The sequence below is a fragment of the Rhodococcoides fascians NBRC 12155 = LMG 3623 genome, from assembly GCF_001894785.1.
Lineage (GTDB): Bacteria > Actinomycetota > Actinomycetes > Mycobacteriales > Mycobacteriaceae > Rhodococcoides > Rhodococcoides fascians.
In genome coordinates this window covers 156007-175378 of record NZ_BCWW01000011.1, presented here as the reverse complement: position 1 = coordinate 175378, position 19372 = coordinate 156007, and the positions used below count along the sequence as shown (strand labels likewise).

Sequence of the window (19372 nt, the reverse complement as noted above, 5' to 3'; positions counted from 1 at the left end):
AGGACCGGCGATGGTGACACCTGTGGTTCCCGAGATCGCTGCGGTCGAGGGCCCGATCGACTCGTCTGCCCCGATCACCCGTCGGCGGTTGGTGCTGCGCCGGTTCCTGCGTAACCGGCCGGCGCTGGTGGGCATCGTGGTCCTTCTCGCGATGTTCGTCGGCGCGTTCGTGCTCCCGCATTTCATCCCGTTCACCTACGAGGAACTCGACGCGTACGCGCTCAACTCGCCGCCGACCACACGACACTGGTTCGGCACCAATCAGATCGGCCAGGATGTTCTGGCTCAGACGCTGCGCGGTCTGCAGAAGTCGCTGATCATCGGCATGCTCGTCGCGCTCATTTCCACGGTGCTTGCCGGCGTCGTCGGCGCGGTGGCGGGGTACTTCGGCGGTTGGACCGACCGCGCGCTGATGTGGGTCGCCGATGTATTGCTCGTCGTACCCAGCTTCCTGGTGATCGCTATCTGCTCTCCGTTGTTCCGCGACAAGAGCTTCTTCATCCTGGTGCTGCTGCTCGCGGCCTTCGCGTGGATGATCACCTCACGCATCATTCGCGCGATGACGCGGTCCCTACGTGAACGCGAATTCATCCGCGCCGCAAAGTACATGGGCGCAACACCGAGCAGCGTGATCGGCAAGCACGTGCTGCCGTCGATGGCGTCGATCCTCATCGTCGACGTCACGCTGAACGTGGGTATCGCCATCATCGGGGAGGCATCGCTGAGCTACTTCGGCTTCGGTGTCCAGCGACCCGACGTCTCGCTCGGCACGCTGATCGCAGACGGTACATCGTCCGCGTTGACGTATCCGTGGCTGTTCGCGTTCTGCTGTGGCGCACTGGTATTGATCGTGCTGGCGACGAACTTCGTCGGCGACGGCCTGCGCGACGCATTCGATCCGAACTCGACGAGGGGACAGGCACGTGGCTGAGACAGTGCCGGTGTTGAAGGTCAGCGGACTCGAGGTCAGCTTTCCCAGCGAGGAGGGGCGCGTCACCGCAGTGCGAGGCTTGGACTACCAGGTCGACAAGGGCGAGGTCATGGCCATCGTCGGCGAGTCCGGCTCAGGCAAGTCGGTGTCGTCCCTCGCGGTCATGGGTTTGCTCCCGGAGTCCGCGCGGGTCACCGGATCCATCGAACTGAACGGCCGTCAACTGCTCGGCCTGTCCGACCGCGAAATGTCGCGTGAGCGTGGACGTTCGGTAGCGATGATCTCGCAGGATCCGCTGACGGCGTTGACGCCCATCTACCGCATCGGCGACCAGATTGCCGAGGCGATCTCCGTGCACAACCCCTCGCTGAGCAAGGCGAAGGTCCACGACCGCACCCTGGAACTGCTCGATCTGGTCGGCATCGCCGATCCGAGAACACGGGCAAAGTCCTACCCGCACGAGTTCTCCGGAGGGATGCGTCAACGCGTCGTCATCGCCATGGCTATCGCAAACGATCCCGATCTCATCATCGCCGACGAGCCGACCACGGCCCTCGACGTGACGATCCAAGCCCAGATCCTGGATCTGCTGCGCACGGCCCGCGACGTCACCGGCGCAGGCGTCGTGTTCATCACCCACGACCTGGGAGTCGTTGCCGGCGTTGCCGACCGGGCCATGGTCATGTACGCCGGGCGCGCTGTCGAGACAGCTCCGGTCGACGAGTTGTACGCACACCCGTCGATGCCCTACACCGTCGGCTTGCTCGGATCCGTGCCTCGCCCGGATCGTCCCGCGCAGGAGCGGCTGGTGCCTATCGAGGGCACGCCGCCCGCCCTGGTGAATCTCCCGACGGGCTGCCCGTTCGGGCCCCGGTGTCCGTTGCACACGGAGGCCTGCGACGAAGGCGAACCGCCGTTGGTTCAGGTGGCACCGAATCACAGGGCGGCGTGCATCCGCGTCGACGCGGCGACGGCCGAGTCGGTGGAGGCCGAGTTCGAGGGTGCCCCACGGTCGGAGGCCCCCGCGGAGCTCGTGGTGACGGTGTCCAAGGACGCTCCGGTGCTGTCGGTGACCGACCTGCACAAGAGCTACCCGATGTTCAAGGGTTCCGTGCTGCGGCGTCGGGCTGGGGAAGTGCCTGCGGTGCAGGGCATCAGCTTCGATGTGCATGCGGGGTCCACACTGGCGATCGTCGGTGAGTCCGGGTGCGGAAAGTCCACGACTCTCCTCGAGATCATGGAATTCGCGAAGCCGCAGCAGGGTTCGATCAAGATCAACGGCGTCGAGCCCTACAGCCTGAGCCGCGCCGAGCAACGAAAGTTGCGCGCCCACATCCAAATCGTGTTCCAGGATCCGATGGGCTCGCTCGACCCGCGCATGCCGGTGGGGGAGATCATCGCCGAGCCGCTGAAGATCAACGGCGTCCCGGTCGACGAGCGAACCCGCCGAGTTCGAGAACTGATGGACACCGTCGGAATGCGTCCCGAGCTCGCGGATCGGTATCCCACCCAGTTCTCCGGCGGGCAGCGCCAACGAGTCGGCATTGCACGGGCTTTGGCGCTGAAGCCGTCGATCCTGGTGCTCGACGAGCCCGTGTCTGCTCTCGACGTGTCGATCCAGGCGGGTGTGCTCAACCTGCTGCAGGATCTGCAGGAGGAGCTCGGTCTGGCGTATCTGTTCGTCTCGCACGATCTTTCGGTGGTGCGTCACCTCGCCGACGAAGTGGTGGTGATGCGCAACGGAGTGTTCGTCGAGAAGGGTCCGACGGAGCAGATCTTCGACGCACCGAAGGACCCGTACACACGGGCGCTACTCAAAGCCATCCCCATCCCCGATCCCGTGCTCCAACGAGCCCGAATCGCCGAGGCCGCAGCACTGGCCGACGCCATCTGACCCTGCAGGTTACGTGCACACTGAGAAAGGTGAATTGATGAGAGCCAAGCTATTTCGGGCACTGGTCCCGATCGCGGTGGCCGTGACCACTGTGGGACTGGTGGCGGGGTGCAGCTCGGGCGATACCGGGCCCAACCCCGATGCGCCCGCGTCCTTCGAGAGCGGAGCGCAGATCAATCCGCATCCCATCAGCGATCTCCAGCAGGGCGGAAATATGAACTTTCCGCTCTCGCAGGTGCCGACCAACTACAACTACTACCAAATCGATGGCACGACGGTCGATGCGGCACGGTACTACCTGGCATTGATGCCGAGAGCATTCAATGCTGCAGCCGATGCAAGCCTGACGGTCGCGACGGATTTCTTCACCGACATCACCGAGTCCGATGTCGACGGCAAGCAGGTCATCACGTACAACATTAACCCGAAGGCCAAGTGGAGCACCGGGCGTCCGTTGGACTACACAGACCTCGTGGCAACGTGGACGGCCAACAACGGTAAGGATCCGGCCTACGAGGCGTCCAGCACCGCTGGCTGGGACAAGGTCGAGTCCGTCGTCCGCGGCGAGAACGACCAGCAGGTCATCCTGACCTTTGCCGAGAAGTTCGGTGACTGGCGGTCGTTGTACGAGCCTCTGATGCCGGCTGAGTCCATGGCCAGTGTCGACGCATTCAACACCGGATCTGTGAGCACGATGCCGGCCACCGCAGGACCGTTCCGTATCCGGACCATCGAGCCCGGTGGCAAGCGCATTGTCGCCGAACGCAACCCGGACTGGTGGGGCGAAAATCCCGCAGTGCTCGACACCATCACGTACCTGCCACTCGATTCGACAGCGTCCGTCGGCGCGTTGCAGAGCGGCGAGATCGACTACTACGAACTGGGCAGCAGCGCAGATGCGTTCAAGGTTGCCCGCGGTATCCCGAACGTCGACCTGCGGCAGAGCCTCGGGTCTCAGTACCGCCACTTCGACTTCAACGGTGCTCCCGGACGCATCACGTCCGACAAGGCGGTCCGGTTGGCTCTGATGAAGGCGATCGACCGCGACTACCTGGCCACCTCGCAGCTGGGCCAGATCACCTCGAACCCGACGGTGCTGAACAGTCATATCTACGTCGACGGACAGAAGGGCTACCAGGCCAACAACGGCGACATCACGTTCGATCCGGAGAAGGCGAAGTCCGAACTCGACGCGGCCGGCTGGACGATGAACGGTGAGTTCCGCTCGAAGGACGGTCAGCAGCTCGATCTGCACGACATCATTCCGGCCGATACCCCGAACGCGACGCAGGAAGCGCAGATCATCCAGCAGAACCTCAAGGCTGTCGGTGCCAACCTCATCATCGATGCGGTGCCGTCGGACGACTTCTTCGAGAAGTACATCCTGGTGGGTGCCTTCGATGTCACCCACTTCACCTGGGAGGGAACGCCGTACACGTCCAGCAGTGACGGCATCTTCCGTTTGACGCCCGGCAGCACGCTGCAGAACTACGGCCAGGTCGGGTCCGAGGAGATCAACGGACTACTCGACAAGGCTGCGGGCGAGCTCGACGACGAAGCACGTATCGCCGACTACAACGAGGCGGACAAGGCGATCTGGGCCGAAGGCCACAGCCTGACGCTGTTCCAGCGTCCGTTCACCTACGCGACGAAGTCCAATCTCGCCAACTTCGGTGCTCCAGGATTCGGCGACATCGACATGTCGAAGGTCGGGTTCCTAAAATAAGCAACGGGCTCGAATATCCGGTCGGTGTCGCGGCAATCACGCTGGTTGTCGCGGCATCGACCGCTGTCTACACCCCGCTCGGCCTGTTGGTTGCGCTCGTCGTTTTCATCTGGACGGGTTGGTCTGTGGCCTCGGCCTTGTTGGCCGGACGATCCGCAGCGCGGTCTCGGGATCGAATCGCCGTGCGTCGTGTTCGGTTTCAACACCGCATGCGCTCGCGTGGGTACCTGGAAGTCCACGAGAACGGCGGGCGGGCCTGGTACCCCGTCTACTTCCACATCGGTCTTCTCGGATTGGTCCCCGACGCCGAAGCGAAGGTCGGTAGGTCGTTTCTCGGACGCCGCGCCTTCGTCGTCGAACCGGGGATCGTTGCGTTGCCGTCTGGTCGGCGTCGATCGTCCTTACCGCCGGGAACACCTCTCGATGCCCCGCGCCTCAACGACTCCGATCTGCGCAGGCGCAGCGCCAGATTCGGTTCGCTGCGTCGTCGGATCATGCTCGACGCCCCCGCAGCGGTGGCCGGCCCGTTCATCGGGCTGCTGTGGTTGATCGTCGACGGTGGGGGCTTTGCACAATTTCTGGCAGTGAGTCTGTTGGCAGCTGTCACCGCGATCTGGTGGTCGGCGATCGCCGGCAGCGACCCCAGTTGAGTCGCTGAGCAATTCGCGTGACGCGCGTTCGTAACTGCTGAGAAACACCCCTGATCTACGTTCGATATTCGGACAATTCAGGAGGCAGCATGGCGCAGTCGATGGCAGAGCACGCAGCGGAAACGATCAGCAAAGGAATCGGTCGACGCGGCTTCATTCGGGCGGTGGCAGCGATGAGCGCAGGGGCTGGTTTGGCAACTACAGCAGCGTGTTCGACGTCCTCGACCACTACCGCGGCAACAAGCTCATCGGCTCCGGTAGCGCCCGCGGGTGCCATTCTCAACCCAGGATCGGGCGACATCTCGGGAGACCACTACCTGAGCTCCGAGGTCGACAAGGTTCTGTGGGGCTACGTCCCGACGGTCGAATCGGAGTCGGTACTGCAGATGAAGTCCGGCGAGACTGTCACCATCGATGCGCTCAGCCACGAGGGCATTCTCGAGGACCAGGGCCGCGATCCCGTCGAATTCTTCGGCGGCAAAGGCGTTTCGGAGTCCGACGTCCTCCAGGACGCCATCGACATTGCCAGCGGATACGACAGGACGGTACGCAACTTCGACGTCGACGGACCGCACGTCGTGACCGGTCCGGTGTTCGTGGAGGGCGCTCAGCGCGGAGACGTTCTCAAGATCGAGACACTCGAGGCCGTTCCGCGGGTGCCGTACGGGGTGGTGTCGAGTAGGCACGGCAAGGGCGCGCTGGCAGTTACGGCGTCCGGCGAGGCACCGGCGGGCATCAGCCTTGATGAAGTCATGCCGCCGATCGGAAGCGACGGCAGGAAATCGGGTGACCCGACGCAGTACGGCAATGTATCCACGTTCACGGCCGTCGAGGACGGACAGGGCGTGATGCGGTACGGCGATGCGGCCGTGCGCTTTCCGCTGCGCCCGTTCATGGGCATGATGGGCGTGGCGTTCGCCAGCGACCCAGGTCTGACATCCCCGAATGCCAACTCGATTCCCCCGACGCTCGGCGGCGGCAACATCGACGTCGGTCTGCTCGGCGTCGGCTCGACGTTCTACCTTCCCGTGTTCGCGGAGGGCGCGCTGTTCTACGTCGGCGATCCGCACATGGCGATGGGTGACGGTGAGGTGGCCCTGACTGCGATGGAGGGGTCTCTGCGCGGCACCTTCCGCCTTACGGTCTGCAAGGCGGGCAGCGGTGACGCGCCGTCTGTCGCGTACTCGTATCCCTTTGCCGAGAACGAGGACTCGTGGATTCCGATCGGCCTGTCAGATCCGGACGGGGCCGTCGGCGGCCAGAGTTCGGACCTGAACGCGGCGATGCGTCGCGCGGTCGTCAACGCTCTGGACTTCTTGGAGACGGACCTCGGCATGGACCGAGCGACGGCGTATGCGTACCTCTCCGCTGCCGCGAACTTCACCGTCTCGCAGGTGGTCGACAAGACCGTCGGCGTGCACGGACAGATCTCGAAGGCGCACTTCGACCGGTAGTAGTGCGCCTCCGGCGCAGTGGTGCGGGTAAGTGCCTCTGCGGGCACATAATCACGCCACTGCCGAAGGCACCTCAGCGGTGCGCGGTAGCGATGAAGTGACGTGTTGCGGCGTCGACGATGTCTGCAGGTGCGATGTCGATTTCGTCGTTCAGCCAGGCGATCACGAGTTCGGCAAGTCCACCGATGAAGAGCAGACCGTTGATCTCGGACTGTGGTTGGGGCCAAGCCTTGTCGCCGTACAGTTCGCGCGACTGTTCGGCCACCAGATGAGCAAAGCCGCGCAGGGACTTTCGTCGGTATTCGCGGAGGGAGTCGACGGCCAGCGATTCGATCATCGCAACCCGGCCCTTGCGACGGTCCTCGGTCAGGACGCCGACGAACGCGGTCACCGCTTTGTGTACCTTCTCGTCGACGGTCCGGGCGGGGGAGTGCAGTGCATCCAGCGCTGCCGTTCGTATCTCGGCGGACACCGATTCCACGACCTGCTCGAGCAAGTCGTCTCTGCTGGTGAAGTTTTGGTAGAAGTAGCGCTCGGTGAGCTTGGCGTATGCGCAGATCGCGGTCATGGTCGCACCCTTCGCTCCGGCTGCCGCGAATACCTCGAGGCCGGCGTCGAGCAATCTCGCTCGGCGGTCGGCCGCGCGGTCGTCGGCGCTCATGCCGTTGTAGCGACGCGTCGTAGGGGGCATGGGTAGATCTTGACAGAGACCGTGACTGTGACGCAGACTACATCTCATCTGACATGACGTCATGTCAGATTGACGGAGGTCGACAATGGCACGTGCTCTGGCTGCTCCACCCGCAGATTCAGCTCTCCAACCGGTGTTCGGCGACGGCGGTCTTCCCGTCGTCGGGCACACACTCGAGTACATTCGCGACCCTCTGAAGCTGCTCGGTAGTCGGTGGGACAAGTACGGCGAGGTCTCGTGGATGACGATGGCCGGACAGAAGTGGATCACCGTTCTCGGCCCCGATGCGTGTCAGCAAGTGCTGCAGAATGCGGACAAGGCGTTCGCCAACGGTGACGGGTGGTCGCTGTTGATCGGGCCGTTCTTCCACGGCGGGCTGATGCTGCTCGACTCCGAAGAGCATCTACGTCATCGACGAATCATGCAGCAGGCTTTCACTCGGGACCGGCTGACCAAGTCCGTCGCAGCGTTGAATCCCGTCACGGCAACAGGTTTGGACGCATGGCAGCCGGGCCGCGACTTCCAGGTCTACCCGGCGCTCAAAGCGCTGACGCTGGACGTCGCGACGAGCATCTTCATGGGCGGTGCCGAGGGAACGACGGACGCCGACATTGCGGAGCTCAATGCGAGTTTCATCGCCTGCGTGCAGGCTGCCACGTCGATCGTGCGCTACCGCGTTCCGGGCACGCGGTGGAAGCGGGGTCTGGACGGCCGAGCGGTGCTGGACCAGTTCTTCCGCCGCTACCTCCCGGCCCGTCGAGCCACCGAGACCGACGACCTCTTCTCGGTGTTGTGCCACATCGAGGGTGACGACGGAGAGCATTTCTCCGACGACGAAGTGATCGACCACATGATCTTCCTGCTCATGGCTGCGCACGACACGTCGACGATCACGCTGTCGACGATGATGCAGTACCTCGGCCAGCATCCGGAGTGGCAAGACAAGTGCCGGGCCGAATGCGAGGCGCTGGGCACCGATGCTCCCTCGTTCGCGCAACTCGACGAGCTGACCAACGTCGATCTGGTCATGAAGGAGTGCTTGCGCCTGGTCTCGCCCACACCGGTAGTGGCCCGCCGCGCCGTGAAGGACACCGAGGTGCAAGGCAAGTTCGTGCCCGCGGGAACGTATGCCTCTGTCGCGCCGCACTTCACGCATCACATGGAGCAGTACTGGCCCAACCCCGAGCAATTCGATCCCGGACGGTTCGCCGCCGATCGCCGCGAGGACAAGGTGCACCGCTATGCGTGGGAGCCGTTCGGCGGCGGCGTCCACAAATGCATCGGCATGTTCTTCGCCGGGGCCGAGATCAAGACGATCATGCATCACCTGTTGCTGCGATTCGACTGGACGGTCGACCCCGATTACGTTGCACCGCTGAACTTCACGTCGCTGCCCTTCCCGGAGGACGGCCAGCCCGTGCAGCTGAGACGGCGTTAGGCCGATCCGGCGCGGTCGGTGAGCCAACCGATGATGTCGGCTGTGACCTCGTCACGGTTGGTCTCGTTGAGGATTTCGTGGCGGGCACCGGGGTACAGGGTGACGGTTACATCGCTCATGCCGGCCGCGCGGTAGCGGGACGCCAGTGTCTCGATCAACTGGCCGCCGCCGGCGAGTGGGTCGTCCGTTCCCGACGTGATGAGCAGCGGCAGGTCGGAGCGGATTTGCTCGAGGTTGTGTGGGTCGGCGAGCTTCTCGGCCTCACCGAACAGCGCGGGCACCGTCGACTCGGGGAGGTCGAAGCCGCACAGCGGGTCGGCGACGTAGGCGTCCACTTCGGCCTCGTCACGGGAAAGCCACTCGTATCCGGTGCGGTGCTCGAAGGCGGCGTTGAACACGCTGAGATCGCCTGCGGGGGCGTCGGCCATTCCGGCGGCGAGGATGTTCAGCGTGGTCGAGCCCGACAGCACCACACCCTCGTACAGGTCCGAGCGCTCGATCAGAACATGCTGCGCGGCAAACGAACCCATCGAGTGAGCGAACAAGAACAGCGGCAGGTCCGGGTACTCGTTCAGCAACGATTCGCCGAGCTGCTCGATGTCGGCCCACAGCCCAGCGAATGCAGCGGCACCGAAATCGCCCGGGGTGTCGACGATGGACTCGCCGTGGCCGCGATGATCGGACGCGACGACGTGGAAGCCGGCGCCGTTCAAAGCGGCCGCGAATCGCGCGTAGCGGCTGCCGTGCTCGGCCAGTCCGTGCGCGATCTGTACAACGCCGCGAGCAGGATCGGCGGACGTCGCCCAGGTGTAGGTGCTGATCTCGAGGTCGTCCTGCTTGGACACGAACGACGAAGCGTTGGCCACGGAAATCTCCTTGGTGCGGCGAGAGGGTCGAGACACGAACCTAACTCTTACGCCTCGAGCATCGGAGCAAAATGCTCGACGACGGGGAACGGTTCGTAGAAATGGTGCAGCAGCGACTTCCACTGCTGATACTCGTCGGAACCACGAAAGCCGTCGGTGTGGTCTTCGAGTCGTTCCCACTTCACCAACAGCAGGTAGGTATTCGGCTGCTCGATGCCCCGCGAGAGGGTCAGATTCACGAACCCCGGCATCGACGCGATGATCGATTTCGCATCGGCGAACGCGGTTTCGAACTCGTCGGTTCGGTGGGGGATGACATGCAGCAGGGCGTGTTCGACGATCACCGAGACAGTATGACCGCAGCAGCGCGATGCTCCCCGAGCAACTGCCCGGGGAGCATCGGCGAGTACGGCTACTTCGCGGAGACTCGGACGAGCTTTTTGTTCACGAATTCGTCCATGCCCCACGGTCCCAGCTCGCGGCCGACGCCGGAGCGCTTCACACCGCCGAACGGCAGGCCGGGCAGTGTGGTGCCGTGTTCGTTGACGAACGCCATGCCCACTTCGAGTTGCTCGGCGACGTCGCGGGCCTTGTCGAGGTCAGCGCTCCACACCGAGCCGCTGAGACCGTATGCGGAGGAGTTCGCCAGTTCGATTGCCTGCTGCGCGCTTTCGACCTTGTAGATCACACCGGCCGGCCCGAACAGCTCTTCGCTGTAGGCGCGCATGTCCGGGGTCACGTCTGTCAGCAGCGTCGGCTGCACGTAGGCACCCGGTCCGTCGATCTTCTTACCGCCGGTCAGCAGCGTTGCGCCCTTGGCGACGGCGTCGTCGATCTGCTCGATCAGCGTGTCGGCGGCGGTTTGCGACGACAGTGGTCCGAGGGTGGTCTTCGCGTCCAGCGGGTCGCCGGTTTGCACGGCCTCGAACGACGCGACGAGCTTGGTGACGAAGTCGTCGTAGACCTCCTCGGCGACGAGGATGCGCTTGGCGGCGTTGCAGGCCTGGCCTGCGTTGGACAGCCGCGCCCGGGTCGCGGATTCGACGGTGGCGTCCATGTCGTCGGAATCGAGCAGGATGAATACGTCCGATCCGCCGAGTTCGAGGACGACCTTCTTGAGGTTGCGTCCGGCCGTCTCGGCGACGGAGGTTCCGGCCCTCTCACTACCGGTGAGCGAGACGCCCTGGACGCGGGAGTCGGCGATCATGTCGGCGATCTGGTCGTTGGTCGCGAAAATGTTGATGTATGCGTCCCGGGGCAGACCGGCCTGCTGGAAGATTTCCTCCATCAGTAGCGCAGATTGCGGGCAGTTGGGCGCATGCTTGAGCAGAATCGTGTTGCCCACCATCAGGTTCGGGCCGGCGAACCGGGCAACCTGGTAGTACGGGAAGTTCCACGGCATGACGCCAACGAGTGCGCCCACCGGCTTACGCTGCAGCACAGTGTCTTCCGCGCCGGGTACGTCGAGCTTCTCATCCTCGAGAAGCGACGGGCCGTGGTCGGCGTAGTAGCGGTAGATGTTCGACGACAGTTCCACCTCGCCCTGGGATTCGGTGAGAGGCTTGCCCATTTCGAGCGAGATCGTGCGGGCCAGTTCGTCGGAACGCTCGGCGTAGAGATCGGCGACCTTGTGCAGGATGTCGGCGCGATGCTTCGGTGAGGTCTTGCGCCATGTCTGGAAACCGGCGTGTGCATCGGCAAGTGCACGCTCGACGCCGGCACCGTCGAGAGTCTCGAATTCCTTGACAATTGTGCCGTCGGCAGGATTGACAGTCTTGTAGGTCGTCATACCTCGCTCAACGGTCGGGGAGGGTGCGATTGTTCCGACTCGGGCAAATCGGATGCTCCGACGGTGGTCAAGGATGGGGCGGGGTGAAGTTGCGAAACCCTGTGGGCGTCCTACTGGTCGGTAACTTGGAACCCCAGGTGGAGTGATACCCCACTGCCCCCACAGTCGCGGGTTCGGAAGATTAAAGTCGATGGCGAACGCATCCAAAAGACGACGTTGAAACTGAGGCAAAGGCGAAACATGACAGCGAAGAAGCCGACCATCATCTACACACTGACCGACGAGGCGCCGATGCTGGCGACTCACGCGTTTCTTCCGGTCATACGTTCTTTCGCCAGTGCGGCCGAGATCAACGTCGAGTCGAGTGACATCTCCGTTGCCAACCGCATCCTCGCCGAGTTCCCCGATTACCTGAACGAAGACCAGCGAGTGACCGACAACCTCGCCGAGCTGGGCAAGCTGACGCAGCTGCCCGAGACCAACATCATCAAGCTGCCCAACATCAGCGCCTCGGTGCCGCAGTTGCTCGCGGCCATCAAGGAGTTGCAGGACAAGGGCTACGCGATCCCCGACTTTCCCGGCAACCCGAAGACCGACGAAGAGCGCGACATCCGCGACCGTTACACCAAGTGCCTGGGTAGTGCGGTCAATCCCGTTCTGCGGGAGGGTAACTCGGATCGGCGCGCTCCCAAGGCCGTCAAGGAATACGCCCGCAAGCACCCGCACAGCATGGGTGAATGGTCACCGGCGTCGCGCACTCACGTTGCGCACATGCGCCACGGCGACTTCTACCACGGCGAGAAGTCGATGACCGTCGAGGGCGACCGCGAGGTCAAGATGGAACTGCTGACCGAGGGCGGCGAAACCATCGTGCTCAAGGAGAAGGTGTCGCTCACCGACGGCGACGTCATCGACAGCATGTTCATGAGCAAGAAGGCGCTCATCGAGTTCTACGAAGAGCAGATGGAGGACGCCTACAAGACGGGCATCATGTTCTCCCTGCACGTGAAGGCCACGATGATGCGGGTTTCGCACCCCATCGTGTTCGGTCACGCCGTCAAGGTCTTCTACAAGGACGCGTTCGCCAAGCACGGCGATCTGTTCGAGGAACTGGGCGTCAACGTCAACAACGGCCTGTCGGATCTGTACAGCAAGATCGAAGCACTCCCCAGCGCGCAGCGCGAGGAGATCATCGACGACCTGCACAAGTGCCACGAGACTCGTCCTGAGCTGGCGATGGTCGACTCCGCCCGCGGAATCTCGAACTTCCACTCGCCCAGCGACGTCATCGTCGACGCGTCGATGCCTGCGATGATCCGCAGCGGCGGCAAGATGTGGGGTGCGGACGGCCGGCCGAAGGACACCAAGGCAGTCAGCCCGGAGTCGACCTTCTTCCGCATCTACCAGGAAATGATCAACTTCTGTAAGACAAACGGCCAGTTCGATCCGACGACGATGGGCACCGTTCCCAACGTCGGCCTGATGGCACAGAAGGCCGAGGAGTATGGCTCGCACGACAAGACGTTCGAGGTCCCCGCCGGGGGCGTCGCGAACATCACCGACCTGGCGACGGGCGAGGTTCTGCTGACGCAGGACGTCGAAGAGGGTGACATCTGGCGTCTGTGCATCGTCAAGGATGCGCCGATCCGCGACTGGGTTGCCCTGGCAGTGCGACGCACCCGTGAGTCCGGAATGCCGGTCGTCTTCTGGCTCGACCCGTACCGCCCGCACGAGAACGAGCTGATCGGCAAGGTGCGCAAGTACCTGAAGGATCACGAGACAGAGGGCCTCGACATTCAGATCATGTCGCAGGTACGTGCGATCCGCTACACGATGGAACGTCTCATCCGCGGGCTCGACACCATCTCCGCGACCGGCAACATCCTGCGTGACTACCTCACCGACCTGTTCCCGATCCTTGAACTCGGCACCAGCGCCAAGATGCTCTCCATCGTTCCGCTGATGGCCGGCGGTGGACTGTACGAGACGGGAGCGGGCGGCTCGGCCCCCAAGCACGTCAAGCAGCTCATCGAGGAGAACCACCTCCGCTGGGATTCGCTGGGTGAATTCCTGGCTCTCGCGGTCAGCCTCGAGGACCTGGGAACCAAGACCGGTGACGTCAAGGCGACCATCCTCGCCAACGCACTCGACTCGGCCACCGGCAAGCTGCTCGAAAACAGCAAAGGGCCGTCGCGCTCGACCGGTGAACTCGACAACCGTGGCAGCCAGTTCTACCTTGCCCTCTACTGGGCACAGGAACTCGCCGAGCAGACCGAGGACACCGAGCTGGCCAAGCACTTCGCAGCTCTGGCAAAGACCCTCGCGGAGAACGAAGAGAAGATCGTCGGCGAGCTCAACGCGGTACAGGGCAACCCGGTCGACATCGGTGGGTACTACTACCCGGACCCCGAAGCCACCGCCGCAGTGATGCGTCCGTCCACGACGTTCAACGAGGCACTGGAGTCTGCGAAGCAGTAGTTCTTCTGCCTGCTTCACCACCCCCTTCGGGATGAATGGCCCATTCACGCGCTCAGGGCAGTTTCAAGTGATGGTTGCAACACAGCTCCTCACCTGAGGAGATGTGGAGCAAATGTCCCGACGTGTCATCCCGAACCGAGCAGAGGTAGTCGCTAGGTTCCATGCCATGCGAGATTCGGGCGCGTCAGTGATCGTTGCGTCTGCCGCCGCCGGCGTCAGTCGATCCACGGGGATGCGGTGGACAGATCAGAGGAAAGGAATCGTCCGCGGGGCCAAACGGATCCGGTCCGAACCCAGCGGGCGATTCCTTTCTCAGTCCGAACGAGAAGAGATCGCCATAGGCCGTGCGATGGGGCTGTCTCAGACCGACATTGCCGATCTCATCGGTCGCGACAAGTCGGTCGTTTCACGTGAGCTCGGCCGCAACACCAACCTCGGTGGCACCTACCGATCGGTGTCCGCGCAGCAGCGAGCGGAGACACGCGCCCGCCGACCCAAGGCTGCGAAACTGGCCGATCCCGGCAGTGAACTCCGCGCGGAAGTTGTTCGCCGTCTCGGGAAAAAGTGGTCACCGCAACAGATTTCGGCGACACTGAAGATCGATTTCCCCGATCGGCCGGAGATGCACGTGTCGCACGAAACGATTTACAACGCCATCTACGTTCAAGCCAAAGGCGAACTCAAAGCAGATGTCGCCGACGCGCTCCGGACCGGCCGGGCTCATCGCCGCAAGCATGGGCGAGTGCCCAGCAATGCCCACCACATTCCCGATAAGACGCTGATCTCCGAGCGCCCCGACGACGTCGAAGACCGCAAAGTCCCTGGGCACTGGGAAGGCGACCTGATCCTGGGCGCCGGAAACAAATCGGCGATCGGCACCCTGGTCGAGCGCACATCCCGATTCACGATGCTGCTGCACCTGCCACATTCACACAACCTCGACGCCGTCAGAGATGCGATGATCGCCGCGATCCGATCGATGCCGGACACGCTCAAACAGTCGGTGACCTGGGATCAAGGCATGGAAATGCGCCGGCACGCAGAGATCACGATGGCCACCGACATGGCAATCTACTTCTGCGACCCCCACAGTCCCTGGCAACGTGGCACGAACGAAAACACCAACGGGCTTCTGCGGCAATACTTCAAGAAGGGCACAGACCTTTCCGCGCATACCGCAGAGCGGCTTCAAGCGGTCGCCGCCGAACTCAACGACCGCCCCCGCCGAACGCTAGGCTGGAACTCACCAGCAAAAGTGATCAACGAGCTAGTCGTTGCAACGACCGCTTGAAACTGCCCAGACGTTGTGAATGGGCCATTCATTCGTTCGGAGGCAACAGCTTTCGGGCTTAGCAGCAGCCGCCAGCCGTCCAGGTCCACAGTTCGCCCCCGGTTGGGATCAATGCGACATTCACGCGTTCAGACGTGGTGAATGGGACATTCATGCGCTCGCGGGGCCGGTCTCCGCACTCGGAAGTGCCGGCAGCGCCACCGGATACAACCGAAAGCTTCCGCTCATTCCCTTGAGTTCGACGTCGCGGGGCGTCCCCAGAGTCAGGCCGTCCGCCCTGGCGATGGCGTCACGCACCGGCTCGCTGACAAGAATTTCTCCGCCCTCGGCCTGGTTCGCCACCCGTGCCGCCATGGCCACGTTGAGTCCGAACAGGTCGTCGCCCCTACGCACCGAGCTGCCGACGTGGATGCCCATGCGGACGCGGATGCGATCCCATCGATCCGGGTTTTCCAAAAGGGCTTCTTGCACTTCCACCCCGCAGCGCACGGCTTCAGCCGGGTCGGAGAAGGCGATCATGTAACCGTCGCCCTGGCTCTTGACCACATGTCCGCCGTGGTCGTCGACGTGTTTGCGGATCAGCTTGTTGTGCTTCTCGAGCAGTTTCACCCAACCGCGGTCGCCCAGTTCCTCGTTGCGGGCGGTGGACCCTTCGATGTCGGAGAACATGACCACTATGTCGCCGTCGGCGGTCATGCGTGCCAGGTCGGGGCGTTCGACCTTGGCCCAGCCCGCGAGGTCTTCTACGGAGTTTCGGACGGTAGCGCCGAATCCCTTGTTGATGAGTAGCTCCGTGGTGTGGAAGGCGGTTCTGATCGCAAAGGGCACCAGGCCACGTCGCTTACGGCGTTGCTGCGATTCGAGAGCGCGGTCGAGTGCTCGGCGCGTGTGCTTCAACTTTCGTCGAGACACGATGAGAACCACACCGAGCGCGATGATGGCGGCGAGCTCGACTCCGGCAACTATCCACAGGATCACGTTGCTCATCCTCGCCTCTCGGCGGTGTCCGTGGTTGCACAACCCACCGCGAACTGCTTCCGATAGGCCGTCGGCGTGACGGCGAACGCCGAGTGGAAGTTCTGACGCAGGGTGACGGCGCTGCCGAATCCGCACGAGGCAGCGATGCTCTCGATGCTGTGGCCGGTGGTTTCGAGTTGGCTGCGGGCCGCGTCGAGCCGCTGGTCGAGTACCCAGCGCGCGGGCGTGGTGCCCGTCGCATACTGAAATTGCCGGATGAAGCTGCGCCGGCTCATGCGTGCCCGCTCGGCGAGCCGCTCGATCGGTAGGGGCTCGGCCAGTCGCTCCATCGCCCAGCTCTGGACGTCGGCGATCGCGGAGTCCTCCGACGCCTCGATGACCGGCCGTTCGATGTATTGCGCCTGACCGCCGTCGCGATGGGGTGCGACGACGAGGCTGCGTGCCACCCGCGTTGCCGCCGCAGCACCGAGGTGTTTGCGGACGATGTGCAGGCAGGAATCTATCGACGATGCCGTGCCCGCGGAAGTCATGACGTCGCCGTGGTCGATGTAGAGCACGGACTCGTCGAGGCCCAGTTGCGAATTGCGGTCGCGCAGTTCGGTCATCTTGGACCAATGGGTGACGGCAGGGCGTCCCGCGAGCAGTCCGGTGTCGGCGACGGCAAACGACCCCAGACACAGTCCCGCGATCTGGGCTCCCCGTCTGTGAGCGCCTCGAAGAGCGGTGGACAGGTGAGTGCCGATGTGTGGCAACGACTCCGGCCACGACGTCACGATCACGATGTCGGCCCAATCGGCGATGTCGGGGCCCTCGATCTCGCCGACGGGAAAGCCCTCCTCGGTGCGGATCGACCCTGGCCTGTCGGACCACACCCGCGTCTCCCAGTCGGGGGCCAGCCCGAGGCGCGTCACCTCGCCGAACACCATCAACGGCGCGGCGAGGTGGAACATGGTGATGCCGTCGAACACGTACAGCGCGATGCGCATGAATCTCCGATCGACGAATTGGCGCAATTTCATCGAAAGTATGCATCCGTGCCACTCGTGAACGCAAGGTCGGTGCCGAAGTATGGGGATCGACCGAGTACGCCACTTGAAGGAGAACGTTCATGACTGCACCGCGTAGAGCCCTCATCGTCATCGATGTACAGCAGGAATATTTCGAGGGAGTTCTGAAGATTCAGTACCCGCCTCGCGACGAGTCGCTGGCCAACATCGTTCGTACCATCGAAGCGGCTGTGGCGCAGGATGTTCCGGTGGCCATCGTGCAGCACGAGATGCCCGAAGGCTCGCCTGCTTTCGTCAAGGGAACCCCGACGTACGAGCTTCATCCCGACATTCAGGCCGTCGTGCAGCCGTCCTTCGAGCGAGTCGAGAAGCAGTACAGCAGCGTCTTCGCTGGCACCGACGTGGCGAAGTGGTTGCAGGGCAACAATGTCGACACCGTCACGATCGTCGGATACATGACCAACAACTGCGATCTCGCCACCAGCGCCGACGCCGAAGCACTGGACCTGACCGTCGAAATCCTGTCCGACGCCACTGGCGCGATCAACCTTTCGAACGAGGCGGGGACAGTCTCAGCCGAACAACTCCACAAGGCGCTGATGGTGCTTTACCAGTCCAATTTCGCAGCGGTGGCGACGACCGACCAGTGGATCGACGCGGTCAAGAACGGAAACGGGCTCACAGCGAGCAATCTGGTGGTCTCGGCTGCGCAGGGCAACGACGCGGTGGCGTAGCTCGTCATTACGATGGCGAGTGTGACGGCACGAGCGATAACGGACCAGACGCTCGGCGCATGGGTGATCAAGTGCAATCCGCACAAGACCGACCTCGCACCAATGGTCGAAGCCGGACGTGCGCACGAGAATTGGTGCGTCGCCGACAACTATCGAACTCGTCTGATGGCACCTGGGCAGCCGGTGTTGTTCTGGGTCAGCAGCCACCCGCGGCGCGGGATCTGGGGTGCGGGTCGGTTGACCGGCACCCCGGTCCCCGGCCCCCAGTGGAAGGTCTCGACGAACATCACGCTGTTCGATGAGCCGATCCTCGCGTCGGATCTGCAGGCCGTTGCGGAACTGTCGACGCTCGAGGTGTTCCGGTCGCCGCAGCAGTCCAATCCCTCATGGGTCGACGCGTCCGCGTGGGCAGTGATCCGACAGATGCTGCCTCTCGAATGATGTGATGGCGGTATGACACCGGAGGACGAACCGACACTGCGCGGAATGCTGGATGTCGGGGACGGGCAGCGCGTCTACTGGGAGCAATGGGGTCCGTCCGACGGCGTCCCGGCGGTCTACTTGCACGGCGGACCGGGCGGGACCCTGAATGCCAGTCAGTTTCGTCGTCACTTCGACCTGTCCCGTGTTCGCGCTATCGGATTAGAGCAGCGCGGGTGCGGCCGGTCGACCCCGCACGCGTCCGATCCCTCGACGTCGTTGGCTACCAACACCACTGCGCATCTGATCGCCGATATCGAAGCACTGCGTGTGCACCTCGGCGTCGAGGCGTGGATCGTCAACGGCGTGTCCTGGGGATCCACCCTCGCTGTCGCCTACGCCCTCGCGCACCCGACGCGTGTTCTCGGCGTCGTCCTGTTCGCCGTCACCACGACCGGTCGTGGTGAGGTCGACTGGATTACGGAGGGAGTCGGCGCGGTCTTCCCGGAGGCGTGGGATCGGTTCGCCACATTTGCCGAGCAGGCCGGAGTCGGCTATCGACGCGGTGAGGGCCGAATCGTCGACGCGTACAACCGCCTGTTCAATTCGAGCGATCTGACGTTGCGCGACAATGCATCCCGAGAATGGGCGCTGTGGGAGGACGTCCACATATCGATCGGTACCGATGGCGTTCGGCGCAATCCGCGATGGGACGACGACCGGTTCCGGCTCGGCTTCGTGCGGTTGACCGCGCACTACTGGTCGCACGACGGCTTCTGCGATCCACCCTTGCTCGATCGCGCCGACGGTCTCCGAGACATTCCGGGCGTCCTGATCCACGGCCGAAAGGACGTTTCCGGACCGGCTGTCACGCCGTGGCATCTACACCGACGTTGGCCCGGTTCGACACTCGTCATCGATGAGGGCGACGGGCACGGGGGACTGTCCATGGCGGCGCGCTGGGACGCTGCGAACGAGGAATTGACCAAGCGGGCCCTGCAGAGGCCGAATGGTGCATGATCGAA

17 protein-coding genes are annotated in these 19372 nt (G+C 63.5%); 11 read left to right on the top strand and 6 right to left on the bottom strand.

The genetic code is table 11. The annotated features are described in order from the left end of the window. The first annotated feature begins 10 nt into the window (after positions 1-10). The 5 genes from RFA01S_RS21955 to RFA01S_RS21935 all read left to right on the top strand — a co-directional run bounded on the left by RFA01S_RS21955 (position 11) and on the right by RFA01S_RS21935 (position 6655). Positions 11-931, top strand: coding sequence for an ABC transporter permease (locus tag RFA01S_RS21955; RefSeq protein ID WP_371829112.1), 921 nt, complete (start codon positions 11-13; stop codon positions 929-931). Then, positions 924-2825, top strand: coding sequence for an ABC transporter ATP-binding protein (locus tag RFA01S_RS21950; RefSeq protein WP_032406976.1), 1902 nt, complete (start codon positions 924-926; stop codon positions 2823-2825). Before RFA01S_RS21955 ends, RFA01S_RS21950 begins: the two co-directional genes overlap by 8 nt. Before the next feature lie 37 nt (positions 2826-2862). Further along, positions 2863-4551, top strand: coding sequence for an ABC transporter family substrate-binding protein (locus RFA01S_RS21945; RefSeq protein ID WP_032388553.1), 1689 nt, complete (start codon positions 2863-2865; stop codon positions 4549-4551). 209 nt (positions 4552-4760) lie between these two features. Beyond that, a complete protein-coding gene (locus tag RFA01S_RS21940) occupies positions 4761-5201 on the top strand; it encodes a hypothetical protein (RefSeq protein ID WP_139278498.1) in 441 nt (146 codons plus the stop codon). 89 nt (positions 5202-5290) lie between these two features. Beyond that, the gene (locus RFA01S_RS21935) at positions 5291-6655 is read left to right on the top strand and encodes an acetamidase/formamidase family protein (protein WP_032388492.1); all 1365 of its coding nucleotides are present in this window, start codon (positions 5291-5293) and stop codon (positions 6653-6655) included. 73 nt (positions 6656-6728) lie between these two features. Here RFA01S_RS21935 and RFA01S_RS21930 read toward each other — a convergent pair whose 3' ends face one another. Continuing rightward, positions 6729-7346, bottom strand: a complete 618-nt coding sequence (locus RFA01S_RS21930) for a TetR/AcrR family transcriptional regulator (RefSeq protein WP_174557302.1) — start codon at positions 7344-7346, stop codon at positions 6729-6731. A gap of 85 nt (positions 7347-7431) precedes the next feature. Between RFA01S_RS21930 and RFA01S_RS21925 the strand changes: the two genes are divergently transcribed. Beyond that, positions 7432-8784, top strand: a complete 1353-nt coding sequence (locus tag RFA01S_RS21925) for a cytochrome P450 (RefSeq protein WP_032393136.1) — start codon at positions 7432-7434, stop codon at positions 8782-8784. On the opposite strand, the gene RFA01S_RS21920 is transcribed toward RFA01S_RS21925, so the two are convergent. The 3 genes from RFA01S_RS21920 to RFA01S_RS21910 all read right to left on the bottom strand — a co-directional run bounded on the left by RFA01S_RS21920 (position 8781) and on the right by RFA01S_RS21910 (position 11439). Then, positions 8781-9650, bottom strand: a complete 870-nt coding sequence (locus RFA01S_RS21920) for an alpha/beta fold hydrolase (RefSeq protein ID WP_139278497.1) — start codon at positions 9648-9650, stop codon at positions 8781-8783. The two genes, RFA01S_RS21925 and RFA01S_RS21920, sit on opposite strands and share 4 nt — an antisense overlap. A 47-nt stretch (positions 9651-9697) precedes the next feature. Then, positions 9698-9994, bottom strand: a complete 297-nt coding sequence (locus tag RFA01S_RS21915) for an antibiotic biosynthesis monooxygenase family protein (RefSeq protein ID WP_032406974.1) — start codon at positions 9992-9994, stop codon at positions 9698-9700. A 68-nt stretch (positions 9995-10062) separates the two neighbouring features. Then, on the bottom strand, positions 10063-11439 hold the full coding sequence (locus RFA01S_RS21910) for an NAD-dependent succinate-semialdehyde dehydrogenase (RefSeq protein WP_032406973.1): 1377 nt from the start codon (positions 11437-11439) through the stop codon (positions 10063-10065). Between the two features lie 240 nt (positions 11440-11679). On the opposite strand from RFA01S_RS21910, the gene RFA01S_RS21905 reads away from it, so the two are divergent. Both RFA01S_RS21905 and RFA01S_RS21900 read left to right on the top strand, forming a co-directional pair. Next, entirely contained in the window at positions 11680-13917 is a 2238-nt protein-coding gene (locus tag RFA01S_RS21905) for an NADP-dependent isocitrate dehydrogenase (RefSeq protein WP_032406972.1), read from the top strand. A 112-nt stretch (positions 13918-14029) separates the two neighbouring features. Then, the gene (locus RFA01S_RS21900; RefSeq protein ID WP_306902533.1) at positions 14030-15208 is read left to right on the top strand and encodes an IS30 family transposase; all 1179 of its coding nucleotides are present in this window, start codon (positions 14030-14032) and stop codon (positions 15206-15208) included. Positions 15209-15358: 150 nt separating this feature from the next. Here the strand turns inward: RFA01S_RS21900 and RFA01S_RS21895 are convergent, their stop codons facing one another. Continuing rightward, positions 15359-16195 carry an adenylate/guanylate cyclase domain-containing protein gene (locus RFA01S_RS21895; RefSeq protein ID WP_032406971.1) on the bottom strand — a complete coding sequence of 279 codons (837 nt, stop codon included), beginning with the start codon at positions 16193-16195 and terminating at the stop codon, positions 15359-15361. Beyond that, entirely contained in the window at positions 16192-17172 is a 981-nt protein-coding gene (locus RFA01S_RS21890) for a GlxA family transcriptional regulator (RefSeq protein WP_032406970.1), read from the bottom strand. The genes RFA01S_RS21895 and RFA01S_RS21890 overlap by 4 nt, the downstream gene beginning before the upstream one ends. Positions 17173-17294: 122 nt before the next feature. Here RFA01S_RS21890 and RFA01S_RS21885 point away from each other — a divergent pair, with 122 nt between their 5' ends. Genes RFA01S_RS21885 through RFA01S_RS21875 form a run of 3 tightly spaced genes read left to right on the top strand, consistent with a single transcriptional unit; the run spans position 17295 to position 19367 of the window. Continuing rightward, a complete protein-coding gene (locus RFA01S_RS21885; protein WP_032369027.1) occupies positions 17295-17927 on the top strand; it encodes an isochorismatase family protein in 633 nt (210 codons plus the stop codon). A 21-nt stretch (positions 17928-17948) separates the two neighbouring features. Then, a complete protein-coding gene (locus tag RFA01S_RS21880) occupies positions 17949-18368 on the top strand; it encodes an EVE domain-containing protein (RefSeq protein WP_238325080.1) in 420 nt (139 codons plus the stop codon). Positions 18369-18380: 12 nt separating this feature from the next. Continuing rightward, a complete protein-coding gene (locus RFA01S_RS21875; protein WP_032406969.1) occupies positions 18381-19367 on the top strand; it encodes an alpha/beta fold hydrolase in 987 nt (328 codons plus the stop codon). The last annotated feature ends 5 nt before the right edge of the window (positions 19368-19372 follow it).

What these genes read in the sequence shown, in the direction of transcription:
- RFA01S_RS21955 (WP_371829112.1), top strand. Translation starts at nt 11, where the DNA reads ATGGTGACACCTGTGGTTCCCGAGATCGCTGCGGTCGAGGGCCCGATC.
- RFA01S_RS21945 (WP_032388553.1), top strand. Translation starts at nt 2,863, where the DNA reads ATGAGAGCCAAGCTATTTCGGGCACTGGTCCCGATCGCGGTGGCCGTG.
- RFA01S_RS21940 (WP_139278498.1), top strand. Translation starts at nt 4,761, where the DNA reads ATGCGCTCGCGTGGGTACCTGGAAGTCCACGAGAACGGCGGGCGGGCC.
- RFA01S_RS21935 (WP_032388492.1), top strand. Translation starts at nt 5,291, where the DNA reads ATGGCGCAGTCGATGGCAGAGCACGCAGCGGAAACGATCAGCAAAGGA.
- RFA01S_RS21930 (WP_174557302.1), bottom strand. Translation starts at nt 7,346, where the DNA reads ATGCCCCCTACGACGCGTCGCTACAACGGCATGAGCGCCGACGACCGC.
- RFA01S_RS21925 (WP_032393136.1), top strand. Translation starts at nt 7,432, where the DNA reads ATGGCACGTGCTCTGGCTGCTCCACCCGCAGATTCAGCTCTCCAACCG.
- RFA01S_RS21910 (WP_032406973.1), bottom strand. Translation starts at nt 11,439, where the DNA reads ATGACGACCTACAAGACTGTCAATCCTGCCGACGGCACAATTGTCAAG.
- RFA01S_RS21905 (WP_032406972.1), top strand. Translation starts at nt 11,680, where the DNA reads ATGACAGCGAAGAAGCCGACCATCATCTACACACTGACCGACGAGGCG.
- RFA01S_RS21900 (WP_306902533.1), top strand. Translation starts at nt 14,030, where the DNA reads ATGTCCCGACGTGTCATCCCGAACCGAGCAGAGGTAGTCGCTAGGTTC.
- RFA01S_RS21895 (WP_032406971.1), bottom strand. Translation starts at nt 16,195, where the DNA reads ATGAGCAACGTGATCCTGTGGATAGTTGCCGGAGTCGAGCTCGCCGCC.
- RFA01S_RS21890 (WP_032406970.1), bottom strand. Translation starts at nt 17,172, where the DNA reads ATGCGCATCGCGCTGTACGTGTTCGACGGCATCACCATGTTCCACCTC.
- RFA01S_RS21885 (WP_032369027.1), top strand. Translation starts at nt 17,295, where the DNA reads ATGACTGCACCGCGTAGAGCCCTCATCGTCATCGATGTACAGCAGGAA.
- RFA01S_RS21875 (WP_032406969.1), top strand. Translation starts at nt 18,381, where the DNA reads ATGACACCGGAGGACGAACCGACACTGCGCGGAATGCTGGATGTCGGG.